The 15,065-nt window shown below is 73.4% G+C and carries 12 protein-coding genes; 4 read left to right on the plus strand and 8 right to left on the minus strand.

Annotation, left to right across the window (positions count from 1 at the left end; all coding sequences use genetic code 11):
• Positions 1-216 precede the first annotated feature (216 nt).
• Positions 217-1,407, minus strand: a complete 1,191-nt coding sequence (locus EDF21_RS07890; RefSeq protein ID WP_123570961.1) for a M23 family metallopeptidase — start codon at positions 1,405-1,407, stop codon at positions 217-219.
• Positions 1,408-1,703: 296 nt separating this feature from the next.
• Between EDF21_RS07890 and EDF21_RS07895 the strand changes: the two genes are divergently transcribed.
• The gene (locus EDF21_RS07895) at positions 1,704-2,090 is read left to right on the plus strand and encodes a PLD nuclease N-terminal domain-containing protein (protein WP_233568421.1); all 387 of its coding nucleotides are present in this window, start codon (positions 1,704-1,706) and stop codon (positions 2,088-2,090) included.
• Positions 2,091-2,149: 59 nt separating this feature from the next.
• Here EDF21_RS07895 and EDF21_RS07900 read toward each other — a convergent pair whose 3' ends face one another.
• The 4 genes from EDF21_RS07900 to EDF21_RS07915 all read right to left on the minus strand — a co-directional run bounded on the left by EDF21_RS07900 (position 2,150) and on the right by EDF21_RS07915 (position 7,139).
• The gene (locus tag EDF21_RS07900; RefSeq protein ID WP_123570962.1) at positions 2,150-3,841 is read right to left on the minus strand and encodes a glycoside hydrolase family 13 protein; all 1,692 of its coding nucleotides are present in this window, start codon (positions 3,839-3,841) and stop codon (positions 2,150-2,152) included.
• A gap of 75 nt (positions 3,842-3,916) precedes the next feature.
• Positions 3,917-4,843 (minus strand): carbohydrate ABC transporter permease, encoded by a 927-nt coding sequence (locus tag EDF21_RS07905; protein WP_056044699.1) that lies wholly within the window; start codon positions 4,841-4,843, stop codon positions 3,917-3,919.
• Entirely contained in the window at positions 4,843-5,781 is a 939-nt protein-coding gene (locus EDF21_RS07910) for a carbohydrate ABC transporter permease (protein WP_123571173.1), read from the minus strand. Before EDF21_RS07910 ends, EDF21_RS07905 begins: the two co-directional genes overlap by 1 nt.
• A 71-nt stretch (positions 5,782-5,852) precedes the next feature.
• Positions 5,853-7,139, minus strand: a complete 1,287-nt coding sequence (locus EDF21_RS07915) for an ABC transporter substrate-binding protein (protein WP_123570963.1) — start codon at positions 7,137-7,139, stop codon at positions 5,853-5,855.
• A gap of 161 nt (positions 7,140-7,300) precedes the next feature.
• Between EDF21_RS07915 and EDF21_RS07920 the strand changes: the two genes are divergently transcribed.
• Together EDF21_RS07920 and EDF21_RS07925 are read left to right on the plus strand one after the other, a co-directional pair.
• Positions 7,301-8,563 (plus strand): ROK family protein, encoded by a 1,263-nt coding sequence (locus EDF21_RS07920; RefSeq protein ID WP_123570964.1) that lies wholly within the window; start codon positions 7,301-7,303, stop codon positions 8,561-8,563.
• Between the two features lie 206 nt (positions 8,564-8,769).
• Positions 8,770-9,426, plus strand: a complete 657-nt coding sequence (locus EDF21_RS07925) for a hypothetical protein (RefSeq protein ID WP_123570965.1) — start codon at positions 8,770-8,772, stop codon at positions 9,424-9,426.
• A 70-nt stretch (positions 9,427-9,496) separates the two neighbouring features.
• Here EDF21_RS07925 and EDF21_RS07930 read toward each other — a convergent pair whose 3' ends face one another.
• Entirely contained in the window at positions 9,497-10,105 is a 609-nt protein-coding gene (locus EDF21_RS07930; protein ID WP_056044705.1) for a TetR/AcrR family transcriptional regulator, read from the minus strand.
• A gap of 78 nt (positions 10,106-10,183) precedes the next feature.
• On the opposite strand from EDF21_RS07930, the gene EDF21_RS07935 reads away from it, so the two are divergent.
• On the plus strand, positions 10,184-10,981 hold the full coding sequence (locus EDF21_RS07935) for an SDR family NAD(P)-dependent oxidoreductase (protein ID WP_123570966.1): 798 nt from the start codon (positions 10,184-10,186) through the stop codon (positions 10,979-10,981).
• A 191-nt stretch (positions 10,982-11,172) separates the two neighbouring features.
• Here the strand turns inward: EDF21_RS07935 and EDF21_RS07940 are convergent, their stop codons facing one another.
• The gene (locus EDF21_RS07940) at positions 11,173-12,711 is read right to left on the minus strand and encodes a glycosyltransferase (RefSeq protein ID WP_233568422.1); all 1,539 of its coding nucleotides are present in this window, start codon (positions 12,709-12,711) and stop codon (positions 11,173-11,175) included.
• Entirely contained in the window at positions 12,708-14,972 is a 2,265-nt protein-coding gene (locus EDF21_RS07945) for a glycosyltransferase (RefSeq protein ID WP_123570967.1), read from the minus strand. Before EDF21_RS07945 ends, EDF21_RS07940 begins: the two co-directional genes overlap by 4 nt.
• Between the last annotated feature and the right edge of the window lie 93 nt (positions 14,973-15,065).

The following is a 15,065-nucleotide window of genomic DNA, read 5'->3' on the forward strand; positions in this document are numbered from 1 at the left end:
GGGTGGGCGCCGACGCACGCGAGAGCGGGCGAGTTCGTGCCGGACGGGCCGCCACGACGGACCGGTGTCGACGAACCGGCCCGCCGACGGTCCGCGCATCTGAACCGGCACCCTTGCTGGCACAGACGGCGGTGCAGACGTGCGGCGGTGCAGACGGGCGGCAGGGCAGACGTGCGGAGGCGCCGTGCGTTCCGGTCGGTCAGGCGTCGCTGTTGGCTAGAGCGTGCGGCCGGCGTTGGCCTCGAGCCAGGCCTTGGGGTCGACCTGCGTCGTGCCGCCGAGCAGCACCTCGAAGTGCAGGTGCTCGCCGGTCGCGACACCACTGCGGCCGACCTTGCCGACCAGCTCGCCCACCTGGACCGTCTGCCCGGCGACGAGCGGGCTCGAACCGATCTGCATGTGCGCGTACAGGGTGCTGACGCGCTGACCGTCGATCACGTGGTCGATCACGGCGTACTGACCGAACTGACCGTGCATGCCAGACGTGCGCACCACGCCCGCGGCCGCGGCACCGATGGGGGTGCCACCGCCGGGCGTCATGTCGAGGCCCATGTGCATGCTCGAGCACGCCGCGCACGGAGCCGCACGGGGACCGAAGCCCGAGCTGAGGACGACCGAGCCCGGGAACGGCCAGCGGATGTCACCGATGCCCGAGTTGACGATGGTGCCGGCCCCCGAGGAGGCGCGGTACGAATTCGTCGACCCCGCGACGTTCTTCGAGGTGACGACGGGCTCGGGCTCGGGCGGCGGAGGCGGCGGCGGCGGTGCGTCGGTCACCCCGAAGGCGTCGCGGTCGGACACGGTCAGCACGACGAGCGACGCCGCGAGGGTCTGGGTCGGCATCGGAGCGGCACCGGCGGTCGGGATGTTCGACCCGCCCAGGTCGCTGGCCGAGGCCGGGGTGAGGTTCGACGTGAAGAAGAGCATGACGGCGCAGACGCCGAGCACCGGCAAGGTCGCGGCACGGACGCGCGACGAGACGGCCCGGAGCCGCGAACGGCCGGGGGTCGCCCGGGGGCTCGGGTTCGGGCGGCCGGCCTCTCGGGTCCGACGGAGCACGGCCGGCACGGAGGTCCGCGGTCGGCGCGCGACGCTGGTCGTGGGGGCCGCCTCGGTGGCCGTCGCACCCGCTTCCGAACCATGCACCCGGTTGCTCGTGGGTGCATCGTTCGGAACCGGGTTCATCGTCGGGCTGGTCGCAGGAGCGACGGAGGACGGTGCGGAGGCGGGAGCAGCAGAACCAGCGTCGGCAGCGGCGGCAGCGGCGCGCTCGAGGGCGCGGGCCTCACGGCGGGTCAGCGGCACGGCGGCACCCGGCGCCTGCTCGACGGCCGCAGCGGTCGGCGCGGCGGGCGAGGTCGGCTCGGCCGGCGCCACGGTCTCGCGGGTGTTCGAGGGGTCGGTCATGAGCGCTTCCTGGGACGGACGGCGCGTCGACTCACGGTTCTCCTCGATGGGGCGGACCGACCCACCTTACGATCAGAGCCGCCCGCTGACCAGGGGTGGAGGCGAATTTTCAGGAGCTGCACCCTTCGTGGTCGACCGGCACCGCACCTCCTGACCGGGGTCGCTCGCCGTGATGCGGGTGACGCTACCGACCGTCCGGAGGGCCCGTCACACCCAGAACGCGGCACAGGCGGGGGCGCGGTCACCCCTCCTCGCGGGGCTTCCGCCGGGCAGGCGGCACCCCCTACCCTCGGGCCGTGACCTTCGTGCTGGCTGCCCTGCCCCTCCTGCTGATCGTGGGGGCGCTCGTCGACATCGTCACGCGTCCAGAAGGCGACGTGCGACACCTGCCCAAGGGCCTGTGGATCATGATCGTGCTGTTCCTGCCGCTGATCGGCAGCATCGTCTGGTTCGCCGCGGGCCGCGAGTACGGCAGCCGAGTCGAGCAGATCGGGCCCCGCGACCAGAGCCGGTACCACGAGGCCGCAGCCCGCACGCTCGACCACCGCGTCCGCAGCACCGAGCAGCAGCTCGCCGACCTCGACCGCGAGGCCGAGCACTACGAGCGGCTCGCCCGTCTGGCGAAGCTCGAGGCCGAGGTCGAGCAGCGCCGCTCCACGGCCGGCGACGACGTCCCCGCCTGACCGGCCCCGCGCCTCCCGGCCGGGGACGGCCGACGTCAGCCGCGCAGCCCAGGCCGCCGTCAGCCGCGCAGCCAGGCCGCCGTCTCGCCCGGCAGCTGCCCGGCATCCGTCAGCGGCCCGCTCGCGACGAGCACCTCGCCCGAGCCCAGCCCGAGCGCTGCCAGGTCGACGGGCTCGGTGCCGAACACGCACACCACGTGCCATCCGCCGGGGCGGACGAGGTGCAACACGTCGTCGCGGCCGTCGACGGGCAGCCAGTCGAGCGTCTCGTCGGTCTGCAGGTCGCGCCGCGCCGCGAGGGCCGCCCGGTAGAGCGCGAGCGTCGACGTCGCGTCGGCTTCCTCGGCCTCGACCGAGTACTCGCCGAACCACGAGGGCTGCGGCAGGTGCGCCTCGCCCGCGCCGAAGCCGAACGACGGCCCCGACCGGGTCCAGGGCAGCGGCACGCGGCAGCCGTCCCGACCGATGTCGACGCCGGGATTGCGGAAGAAGGACGGGTCCTGGCGCTCGTCGGCGGGGATGTCGGCGACCTCGGGCAGCCCGAGCTCCTCACCCTGGTAGACGTAGGCGGAACCGGGCAGGCCGAGCATGAACAGCGACGCGGCACGGGCCCGACGCAGGCCGGTCTCGACGTCGACCTCGGGCGAGGTGCCGCCCGAGAGCAGCCACTCGGCGCCCTGCTTGACGTCGCGACCGTCGAGGGCGGGCAGGCCGTACCGGGTCGCGTGACGGACGACGTCGTGGTTCGAGAACACCCAGGTCGTCGACGAGCCCGAGGCCTCGGCGGCGTCGAGGTTGTACGTGATGATGTCGTGGAACTGCGTGGCGTCGAAGTCGGCCTCGAGCAGGTCGAAGTTGAACGCCTGGCCCAGGCCCTCGGCGCTGGCGTAGCGGGCACGGCGCGACGGCTCGACCCAGGCCTCGGCCACGGCGATGCGCGGCGGGTCGTACTCGTCGAAGACCTCACGCCACGTGGCGTAGATCTCGTGCACCTCGTCGCGGTCCCACAGCGGGTGGTCGCCGTCGGCCTTGGGCAGCGCCTCGAGCTCGGCCGTGGACGGCAGCACCTCGGGCAGGCTCTTCGCCAGCCCGTGCGCCACGTCGACCCGGAAGCCGTCGACCCCGCGGTCCGACCAGAACCGCAGCGTGGTCAGGAAGTCCTCGCGCACCTCCGGGTTGTCCCAGTCCCAGTCGGGCTGCTCGCTCGCGAACGAGTGCAGGTACCACTGGCCGTCGGCGACGCGGGTCCAGGCCGGGCCGCCGAAGATCGACGTCCAGTCCGAGGGCGGCAGCTCGCCGGTCTCGCCGAGACCGTCGCGGAAGATGTAGCGCGCCCGGGCGGGCGATCCGGCGGGAGCGGCCAGCGCCTCCTGGAACCAGACGTGCCGGTCGGACGAGTGGTTCGGCACGAGGTCGGCGATCACCCGGATGCCGACCGCGTGCAGCGCGTCGATCATCTCGTCGAACTGCGCGAGCGTGCCGATCTTGGGGTCGACGTCGCGGTAGTCGTCGACGTCGTACCCACCGTCGGCGAGGGCCGACGGATAGAACGGGCTGAGCCAGACCGCGTCGACGCCCAGCCGCTGCAGGTAGGGCACCGCCGCCGTGATGCCGGGCAGGTCGCCGATGCCGTCGCCGTTCGAGTCGGCGAAGCTGCGGGGATAGATCTGGTAGACCGCCGCCTGGCGCCACCAGGTCGGGTCGTCGGTCAGCAGCTCGGTCGAGGGTGCGGTGCGGAGCGTGTCGGTCATCGTGGAGCGAGGTCCTCTCGGTGGTGGTGGGTTGCCTGGGGGTCAGGAGGCGCGGGCCGCGCCCCCGACGGACGCCTACTTGATCGCGCCCTGCGTCACGCCCGCCATCACCCAGCGCTGGGTGAAGAGGTAGACGACGATCGCCGGGGCCATCGCCATGAGGTACGAGGCGAAGGCGACGTTGTAGTCGTTGCTGAACTGCGTCTGGAAGATCTGTTGCAGCACGGGCAGGGTCTGCAGCGACGGGTCGGCGGTGATCAGCGACGGCATCGCGAAGTCGTTCCACGAGGCCAGGAAGGCGAAGATGCCGACCGTGGCGCTCATCGGGGCGAGCAGCGGGAAGACCAGGCGCCAGAAGACCTGCCAGGTGGTGGCGCCGTCGAGCCGCGCGCTCTCCTCCAGCTCTTCGGGCAACGACCGCAGGAACGCCGTGAACAGCAGGATCGAGAACGACAGCTGGAACATGACGTGCAGCAGCGCGACGCCGGCGGGGTTGTCGAGGCCGACGATGCCGGTCAACTTGATCTGCGACAGCGCGACGACCGGGAACGGCAGGAACATCGCGGCCAGCAGGTAGAAGAACGAGAAGCGGAACAGCTTGCGGTCCCAGTTGCGCGAGATCGCGTACGACGCCATCGAGGCGAGCACGACCGTGCCGACCACGGTCGCGGCCGTCACGAGGGTCGAGATGCCGAACGCCCGCGGGAAGTCGGTCAGCTGCCAGGCGGTCGCGAAGTTCGAGAAGTCGATCGGTGCCGGCAGGCTGAACGCGTTGCCGTCGACGGCCTGCGCCGACGTCTTGAGCGACATCGTGACGGTGACGTAGATCGGGATCAGCACGGTGATCGTGCCGAGCACGAGCAGCACGGTGACGAGGCGGTTCGGGCGCTCCCGACCGACGCGACCGCGTCGACGACGGGTGACGGCGTCGGCGTCGCGACCCGTGCCTCCTGGGGTGGGGGCCGCCGAGGCGGCCGGGGTGACGAGTGCGGTGTTCGCCATCAGACGGCCGCCTTTCCGCGGGTGATCCGGAGTTGGACGAGCGCGATCGCGACGGCGATCACGAAGAAGATGGTCGCGTTGGCCATCTGGTAGGCGTAGTCGCCGCCGGTGAAGCCCGTGAAGATCGTCATCGCGATGCTGCGGGTCGACGTGCCGGGGCCGCCGTTCGTCAGGCCGACGATGATGTCGTACGAGTTCAGGAAGTTCTTGAAGCCGATGATCGTGTTGATCAGGACGTAGCCCGCGACGAGCGGCAGCGTGATCGACCGCAGCTGCTTCCAGCCCGAGGCGCCGTCGAGGCTGCTCGCCTCGTACACCTCGCCGGGGATCGCGAGCAGGCCCGCGATGTAGATCAGCAGCGTGCTCGGGATCGCCTGCCACGCGGTCACCACGACGATGCCGATCCAGGCGGTGTCGGCGTTCGCGAGGATGCTGTCCTGCAGCCCGGGGATGCCGAGCGAGGTGCCGAGGGCCGGCAGCGAGTTCGAGAAGAGGAACTGGAAGACGAAGGCGATGATGATGCCCGAGATGACCATCGGGATCACGAACACGGCCCGCAGCGCGGTCTTCGCCTTGATCTGCGAGGTCAGGCCGATCGCCAACAGCAGGGCGATCACGTTGACGGCGATCACCGTGACCAGTGCGAAGCCCATCGTGAAGCCGTACGAGCCGAGGATCGCCGGGTCGGTCGCCATCGCGAGGTAGTTGGTGACGCCGACCATGTCGAACTCGCCGAAGCCGATCGAGTTCGTGAAGCTGTAGAACACGCCCATCACGGCCGGCAGGGTGATCGCCAGCGAGAAGAGGACGAGCGTCGGCACGAGGAAGAAGTAGAAGACCGGGTCGACGCGCCTGCCGCGGCGCCGCGGGTTGCCGGTCGTGCTGCCGCTCAGCGAGGTGCGGGCGCCTCGCACGGCCGTGGGGGTGGTGGTGGCCATCGGGTCTCCTTCGACTCGGGCGGTGGTCGGGGTGGCCGGGGCCGTGGCGCGGCCCGCGCCGTCGATCGCGCTCATGCGCGGAGTGCCAGGCGGCGCCAGTCGGCGTCCATGGTGCGCAGGGTGCCCTCGACGCTGGCGCCGGTGACGATGCCCTGCACGTAGTTCTCGGCGGGGATCGTCAGCGGGATCGCCTTGGACGCCCCCTGGTAGAACCGCGCGTCGTCGTAGTAGCCCTGCATGCCGACGATGCGCTCGTCGGTCACGGCGGGGGCCGACCTCGTGGTGCCGAACGCCAGGAAGTCGCGGTTGTAGGCGTCCTGGATCTCGGGCTGCATCAGGTAGGTCAGGAACTCGCGGGCGGCGTCCTGCTTGCGCGACTGCTCGGGCACCCACAGGGCCAGGTCGAGGTTGACCCGCACCTTGCGGTCGGCGGGGTCGTCGGTCATCGGCAAGGGGAACGTGCCGACCCTCGCCTCGGGGTTCGCCTTGGTGATCTCACCGAGTGCCCACGGCCCCTGCATGAGCATCGCCGCCTCGCCCTGCGCCATGGCGAGGTTGCCGTCGCCGTAACCGCGGCTGTTGCGGTTGGCGTTCGACAGCCGTCCGAGCTGCACCATGCGCTCGACGGGTTCGCGGAAGTCCTTCTCGAACGAGACCGAGCCGCCCTGGCCGACGCTCGTGCCCTCGGCGTTCATCTTCTCGTAGAAGGCCGCGACGTCGAGCGACCCGCCGGTCGTGTAGTCGAACAGGCCCTGCGCGACGGTCCACGGTTCGCGGAAGGTACTGTAGATCGGCGTGACGCCGGCCGCCGTGAAGGTGTCGCACGCCGCGAGGAACTCGTCCCAGGTGGTCGGCACCTCGACGCCCAGGTCGGCGAAGACCTGCTGGTTGTAGATCACCGACGCGGCGGTGATCGAGTACGGCAGCACGCTCGTCCGGCCGGGGTACGTCGCGTACTGGTCGACCAGCTCCTGCACCTCGGGGCGGATCGTGCGCGCCTCGGGCAGGTCGCCCAGGTCGCTCAGCGCCCCGCGCTCCATGAAGCGGGCCATCTCGAGGTTGTACGTGAAGGCCGCGACGTCGGGCGGGTTGCCCCGGACGAAACCGGCCGAGATGCCCGAGGTCGAGTCGTGGATCACCCGGACCGCCGACTGCGACTCGTTGAAGCGCGAGACCAGGTCGGAGAAGTACGGGATCGCCTCGGGCTTGGTCGCGTAGAAGGTGATCTCGGTGCGCCCGCGGCCGGAGCCGGACGGGGCGCAGCCGGCGAGGAGGAGCGCCGCCCCGGCGGCACCGATCCCGCCGAGGAGGGTGCGTCGGCTGAGGCCGGCACCGGAGGGCAGTGGGGGTGTGGGCACGTCGTCGTCTCCCGGGTCGCGACCCCGACGACAGCGTCGGGACCGAGTTGATCTGGTGTGTAGATTTAGACCCTAGATCAATTCGCGGCGTGGCACCATGGGTCGTCGTCGAAAAGATCCGCCGTGTCGCGAGGCACCGGCCACAGCACGAGGAGGCGCGGGTGGCGCTGAGCACCGGGGTGTCGTCGCCGAGCCTGCTCCGCCGCATGAACGCGGCCGAGGTGCTGCGGCACGCGTGGTCCGCCGACGCCGTCACGGCGAGCGACCTGATCGCCCTCACCGGACTCACCCGGTCCACCGTGCTCGGGGTCTGCGACGACCTCATCGACCACGGCTGGATGGTGTCGCTCGCCGACGCCCGCTCGACCGGCGAGTACCGCAAGGGCCGCCCCGCTCGTCGCTACGCCCTGGCCCGTTCCGCCGGGCACGTCGTCGGCGTCGACGCCGGCCGCCACCACCTGACCGCCGTCGTGGCCGACCTGCGCGGTGACGTCGTGGCCCGCGTCGCACGGCGCATCGACCCCGACGGGACGGCGGACGACCGCCGCCGGACGGTCTCACGGCTGGTCGACGACGTCCTCGGCGAGGCCTCGCTGGGCGACGCCGACGTGCTCGCCGTGGCACTCGGAGTGCCCGCGCCGACCGACTCCGAGGGCCGGTCGCCGATCGAGGTCGGCGCCGACTTCTGGGTGCTGATGAACCCCGACTACACCGGGCTCTTCGCCGAGCGCGGCTGGGCCGTCGTCGTCGAGAACGACGCCAACCTGGCCGCCGTGGCCGAGGCGGCGGCCGCGTCCCGTGCCGACCGCGAGGTCGGTGGTGGCGCCGGCGCCGCCACGTCGTTCGTGACCCTGCTGGCGGGCGAGCGGTTCGGCGCCGGGTTCGTGCTCGACGGAGCCCTCGTGCGGGGCAGCCGCGGTGCCGCGGGCGAGATGCGCCTCCTCGACCTGGTCGAGGGCGTCGGATCGGCCGACGGCCTCGGAGCCCTGCTGCGCGACTGGGCCCGGGCCGCGCGCGAGCTCGGCACCGTGCCGGCCTCGTCGCCGCTGCGGGCGATCCCGCTCGACGAGCTCGAGGCCCCCGCCGTGCTGGCCGCGGCGGACGCCGGCGACCCGACCGCCCTGCGCCTGGTCGAGAAGGCCGCCGAACGGTTCGGACGCGTCTGCGCCATGCTCAGCGGCATGCTCGACGTCGACCGCATCGTCGTCGCCGGGGCCGTGGCGCCCTCCCTCGGACTGCTGCTCGACCGGACGACACCGTGGCTCAGCCGGTTCACGCACCGGGCCGCGCCCGAGGTCGTCGCCTCGACGTTGGGCGACGCGGTCGTGACCACGGGCGCCGTCGAGCGGGCCCTGGCGCACGTGCGCGGCCACGCACTCGAGCTGACGCTGCCGGGTGCGGCGGACGCGACCCGCGCCTCCTGAGGCCTGCTCGGCGTGCGATCGGACGGCGATGCACCCGGTTTCGAACGATGCACCCGGTTGCTTCCGGGTGCATCGTTCGAAACCGGGTGCATCGTTCGTCGCGGCGGGAGGTACAGCGCGGGGCGGGACGGCGCGGCGCGGGAGACGCGGTGCGCGGCGGGGCGGGAGGCGCGGGGCGGCCCAGCGCACGCCGCTAGGCTCGCGGGATGGTCACCGTCGTGCTCCCCTGGCGTCCGCAACCCAGTCGCGTCGCGGCGTTCGAGGTCGTCCGCGCCTGGTACGCCGACGCTCTGCCCGAGGCCGAGATCCGCACGATCGACTCCCCCGACCCGGTGTTCAACCTGGCCCAGTGCCGCAACCTCGGGATCGCCGGCCTGGCCGACGACGAGGTCGCCGTGATCGGCGACGCCGACACCCTGCCGCAACGCGAGCCCCTGCTCGCGGCGATCGAGGCGGCCCGCACGAGCGGCCGGGTGCACCTGCCCTACACCGAGTACCACTGGCTGGGACGCGACGGCACCGCGCAGGCGGCCGCGGGCACCCCCCTCGAGCGGTGCGACTTCGAGCTCGTGCGCGGGGCCTGCTCGGGGGTCTACGTGACCCGCGCCTCCTCGTGGCGCAGTCACGGTGGGCAGGACGAACGCTTCCGGGGCTGGGGCTTCGAGGACGCCGCCTGGTACCTCGCCCACACCACCCTGCTCGGCGAGGCCCCGCGACGGCACGAGGGCATGGTCTTCGCCCTGCACCACCAGGCTGAGGTGCGCGAGGGGCCGCAGTACGACGCCAACGCCGCGCTCATGCAGCGGTACCGCGACGCGGCGGTCGGCGAGGACGCGATGCGCGCGGTCGTCTTCGGCGGCTAGAGCGACAGAGCGACAGAGCAAGAGGGCGACAGGGCAGGAGGCGCGGGGCACGTCCGGCGGACGACCCGCGTCAGTCGCGGCGGACGGTGTGCAACGGGCCGAGCGCGTGGTCGAGTGCGGCCTCGAGCGGCCAGCCCGCCCGCTCCGACTGGCTGAGCAGCAGTCCCCCCTGGATCGCGGCGATGATCGCGGTGGCGACGCGCACCGGATCGGCCGAGGCGTCGACCGAGCCCGAGGCCTGCAGCCGCCGGATGCCCGCCGCCAGCTGCTCGCGCCAGGCGTCCCAGCTCGCCTTGACGCTGCGCTCGACCTCGGCGTCCGTGGCGGCGACCTGGGCGGCGAGCGTGCCGATCGGGCACGCCCAGCGGCCGAGGCTGATGTAGTACTCGACCAGGGCGGCGCGCCAGCGCTCCCACGACTCCCAGGTGCCGAGGTCGTGGATCTCGGGCTCCTGCGCCTCGAGCAGCTGGCGCCCCTCCCACCGGGCGACCTCGTGGATCAGCTCGGTCTTGCCGCCGGGGAAGTAGTGGAACAGCTGGCTCTTGCTGGTCAGCGTCGCGGCCCGCACCGTGTCGAGCGTCGTCCCGCCGATGCCCGCGGCGAGGATCTGCCGACCGGTCTCGTCGATGATCCTCTGGCGGGTGAGCCGCCCGCGCTCGGTGATCTTCGTCTCGTCCACGGAGAGATCCTACGTCGATTGGACCATTCGGTCCACGAACACTGGACTCGATGGTCCAGTCCGTGCTAGCAATGGACCATGCAGTCCAATGAAGAAGTCCTCGACTCCCTGCCCACCGACGACCGCCTGGCTGGTCGCACCGCCCTCGTGACCGGCTCGACCAGCGGCATCGGCGAGGCGATCGCCCGCGTGCTCGCCGCCTCCGGTGCCACCGTCGTCGTCAGCGGCCGCGACGACGCCCGGGCCCGACGGGTGGTCGACGCGATCACCACCCGGGGCGGCTCGGCCCACGCCGTGCCCGCCGACCTCGCCGGCCCGTATGCCGACCTCCGCGCCTTCGCCGCCCGGGCCACCGAGGTGCTCGGCGGTCGCGTCGACATCCTGGTCAACAACGCCGGCGTCTACCCGACGATGCCGACCGACGCCCTCGACGACGCGGACCTCGATGCCATCCTGGCGACGAACGTCCGGGCGCCGCACGTGCTCGTCGGGGCCCTCGCCCCGGCGATGGCCGACCTTGGAGACGGCTCGATCGTCAACATCGGCTCGTGGATGACCCGGGTCGGGGTGCCGTTCGGCGCCATGTACACCGCGTCGAAGGCCGCCGTCGAGCAGATGACCCGCACCTGGGCGGCCGAGTTCGGCCCCCGCGGCGTCCGCGTCAACAGCGTCGCACCCGGTGCGACGTCGACTCCGGGCAACGCCGGGTCGGCGGCCGTCCTCGACAGCCTGACCGCGGCCACCCCGGCCGGTCGACCCGTGCGTCCCGTCGACATCGCCCACGCGGTGCGGTACCTGGCGTCGGACGAGGCGGCCTTCGTGCACGGGGCCCTGCTCGACGTCGACGGCGGCATCCTCCACACCCGGACGATGTAGGCCGACCCGCGCCTCCTGCCGGTCGGCCCTCGGCCGGACGGACCAGACACCACGACGTGCCGTTCGCCTGCGAAGGCGAGCGGCACGTCGTGACATCCCGAGAGGTGGGGCGAGCCGAGGAGGCGCGGGCCGGCTCGGTCAGCCGCGCCCGGTCAGCGCCGCGTGGGCTCGTGCCCGTCCGGGCGTCTCGGTCAGCCGCGCCCGGTCAGCGCCGCGTGGGCTCGTGCCCGTCCGGGCGTCTCGCGCAGGGACGCCGCCAGCCCGGCCAGGCGCCCGGCCGCACCGGGGTCGCGCGTCGGCAGGTCGAGCACGTGCCGCAGCGCCTCCGCCAGTTCGTCGACCGTCGCCGTGTTCGGGGCGAGCGCCACGCCCACCCCGGTGCGCTCGAGGGCGGCGGCCCCGGCGAACTGGTCGGTCGAGAACGGCAGGACGACGACGGGCACGCCCGCGGTCATCGCCTCGGTCACGCTGTTGTTGCCGCCGTGCGTGACGGCCGCGGTCGCCGCGTCGAGCAGCGTCACCTGCGGCAGGAACTCCCGCACCAGCCAGTCGCTCGGCACCTCGCCGAGATCGGCCCGGTCGCCCGAGCCGAGCGCGATCGCGGCCCGCACCCCCACGCGACGCAGGGCCTCGGCCACGCGCCCCAGCACGTCCGACCGCACCGAGAGGAAGCTGCCGAAGCTGACGTAGACGAACGGGGCGGGCGTGGGGTCGGGGTCGGGATCGGACGTGGGGTCGCGATCGGGGGTGGGGTCGAGGTCGGGCGCTGGCGCGGGCGCGCGGTCGGCGCCGCCGGCCAGCCAGGCGGCGACCTCGGCGTCCACCGGCTCGGCACGCACGGCCGATCCGAGCCAGACGTGCGGGGGCAGCAGGGCCTCGCGCTCGGGGTCGGCCAGCTCGCCCGGGTAGTTGTAGAGCAGCAGGTCGCCGTGCTCGCCGAAGGCGCTCGTCGACGGCGGCAGGTGCGGAGCGAGCTCGGCCAGCGCGGCGTTCCACTCGGCGGTGAACGAGGCGTCGACCCGCTCGCACAACTCGCGCAGCCCGGCGACGCCGTCGGGCGCCGCGCCGGCGTCGGCCCGCGCCACCGACGCATCTCCGGCAGCTCGCACCACGCTCGCGTCGTCGAACCACGTTCCGGGGCGGTTCGACGACTCGACGGTGGTGCGGCCTCCGGCCAGCGCCGGGTCGGCACCGGCGCCGGCACCGCCGAACGCCGCGGGCCACTCGGGCGGGCAGCCGTACACCTCGTCGCCCACGGGCAGCGCGGTCGGGTGCCCCAGCACGACGTCGGCGAACGGCACGCCGCCGGCCACGAGCGCGAGCCGGGCGCTGAACGCGAGGTGGTCCACGACGATCTGGTCGGGCCGGACGGCGGCGACCACGTCGAGCACCGCCCGGGCCGTGGCGACCGGCTGCCACATGAGGTCGGTGAGGCGTTCGCGCGCCTGGTACGAGAGCGTCTCGACCATGCCGAGCCGGGTGGCGTCGAAGAAGCCGCGCAGCGACGCGTCCTCCTCGGCCACCTGCTCCTCGGCACGGATCACCCCGGGGTTCGAGCCGCGCCCGAGCTGCAGGTGCACGCGCTCGAAGCCGAACGACTCGACGATGGCGGCGGTGGCCGGGCCGGTCGCGACGACGACGCGCTCGCCCCGGTCGCGCCACTCGGTGGCCAGGGTCGCGAGCGGCAGCAGGTGCGACGCGTAGTCGGGGCTGACGACGAGCAGGGTCATCGTGCGCTCACGCTCCACTCGCGCTGTTCGAGCTCGTCGTGGTGCACCGTGTCGTAGACGCCCGACAGCGACCGCGCCATGGCCTGGATCGTGAAGGACCGCTCGACGGTGTCGCGTGACCGGGCCGCGCGCGCCTCCGTCGTCTCGACCGAGGCCGCGGTGAGCGCCTCGCCCATCGCGAGGCGCAGGGCGTCGACGTCCCAGGTGCGGGTGAGCCAGCCGGTGTCGCCCTGACGCACGTAGGTCGAGGGCCCGCCGCCCTGCGGCGCGACGACGAGCAGACCGGAGCCCATCGCCTCGAGCAGGGCGATGCCGAACTCTTCTTTCAGGCTGCCGCAGACGTAGACGCCGCGGGGCGCCGCGAGCCCGGGCAGGCCGAAGCGGGCCGCGGCGACCCACCGGGCGACCGTGTCGTTCGGCCGGTGGCCGGGCAACAGGAGTCCGGAGGCACGGTGCCGGCTCGCGGGGACGATCGCGTCGATCAGGTCGAGCTGTTCGCGCTCGTCGGCGCTCGGGTGCTCGAGGTCGCCGCCGATCAGCAGGAGGTTCGCGCGGTCCCGCAGGGGTCCGTCGGCCCAGGCCTCGACGATCGTCGCCATGCCCTTGACCCGGTGCAGTCGTCCGACGCTGACCAGCAGCGGCAGGCCGCGACGCTCGGGCGGCAGGGTCTCGAGCAGCGCGCCCAGCTCGGCGAGCGGCGGGGTCGCGGGCAGGCCCGCGGCGTGCTCGGCGGCCTCGGCGACCGAGCGGTCGACCACGCCGAGGTCGATGCCCTCGGGCACGATCGTGTGGCGCTCGGGGTGCGAGGTGACGTCGATGCCGACGAGCTCGCGCATGTCGCGCTCGAGCTCGGGCCGGGGGAACAGCACGGTGTGCGACGCGTTCGACGCGAGCTGCTGGACGAGCCGGGTGCGGAACCAGAAGTGCTCGACCTCGTCGACGTCGCCGAAGGTCTCCCGGGTCAGCGCGCCCGACAGGTCGAGCGACTGGATGACGGCGTGCGGGTCCGGCGCGACCGTGAACACGACGGGGATGTCGAGCTCGCGGGCGACGTCTGCCGCCGCGAGGCTGCCCACGTCGGCCATCCGCAGGTGCAGCAGGTCGACGCCGCCCGCGGCGCGCAGCACCCGCCGGATGCCGCGCCGGGCCGCCACCCGCAGCGGCCACGCGGTCGCCGACGAGACGGGGTCGCTGAGCAGCGGCACGCGTCCGTAGACGTGTCCGGAGGCGCGGGTCGCCAGGTCGTGGACGCTCTCGACCGCCGCGTCCGCCGACCCGCGCGAGAGGGTGACCACCCGCTCGACGCGACGGTCGCCGAGGGCCGGCACCGCGCCTCCTGCGGGGAGCACGGCTCCGGCGGGGAGCACGCCGCCCGCGGCGAGTGCGTCGCCGAGCCGCACGAGCAGCGTCGCGATGCCGCCGTTGTCGCCGCTGCCGGCGTGGGTGAGGCCGGCGTCGATGTCGGCGTGCAGGAAGAGCTGCGCGATGGTGAGGCCGTCGCGCCCGGCGGGGTGGTCGCCGTCGGGCCCGTCCTCGACTCCGCGGTCGTGCACCCGGTGGCCGTCCGGCACCTCGTCGGGGGCGGACAGGTCGATCGCGGACAGGCGCGCGACGTCGCCGAGGTAGCCGTCGTGGCGGGCGAGCTCGTGGACGACGGCGGCGACCGCCTGGTCGCCACGACGCTGGCCGAGGGCCGAGACGGCGGCGACGCGGACGTGCTCGTCCTCGCCCCGGTCGCGGGCGATCGTCAGCAGCGGGCGCGAGGCGATGCGGGCGCGCACGAGGCCCAGCGTCTCGACCAGGCGGTACCGGGCGTCGGGCTCGTGCACGCCGATCAGGGCGCCCTCGAGGGCGACGCCGACCACGGCGGGGGCGGCCGACGACCACTGCTCGAGGGTGCGCTGGGCGACCATGCCGGTGAAGCCCCCGGCGACGACGAGCCCGATCAGCCGACCGACGGTGTCGTAGCGGGGCAGCCGCTGGCTGAGCGCCGACGCGGCGTGCTCGCGGAGGAAGGTGCGGTCGCTCGACAGCAGGTCGCTCAGCACGACGTCGGCCTGCTCGTCGAAGACCTGCGCGAGGGCGTTCGTCGCCGCGATGGCGACGAGCTGGTCGGGGCTGCCGAGGGCGCCGCGCAGCACCCGGATCGTCCGGGCCCCGCCGGTGCGCGCGGCGTCGAGTGCGAGGTCGTCGGCGAGGCGCATCGAGTCGACCAGGCGGTCGGCCTCGTGGATCGCGTCGAGCGAGGTCTGGATGCCCATGGCGGTGCCTCTCGGGTGCGGCGGGGTGGTGGTGCGGTGCCCGGCCCGGGGAGCCCGGGGCCTGGTGGAGCCTATCGCCGCCCGGTGGCCGCC

The organism is Frigoribacterium sp. PhB118 (genome assembly GCF_003751725.1).
Taxonomy (GTDB): domain Bacteria; phylum Actinomycetota; class Actinomycetes; order Actinomycetales; family Microbacteriaceae; genus Frigoribacterium.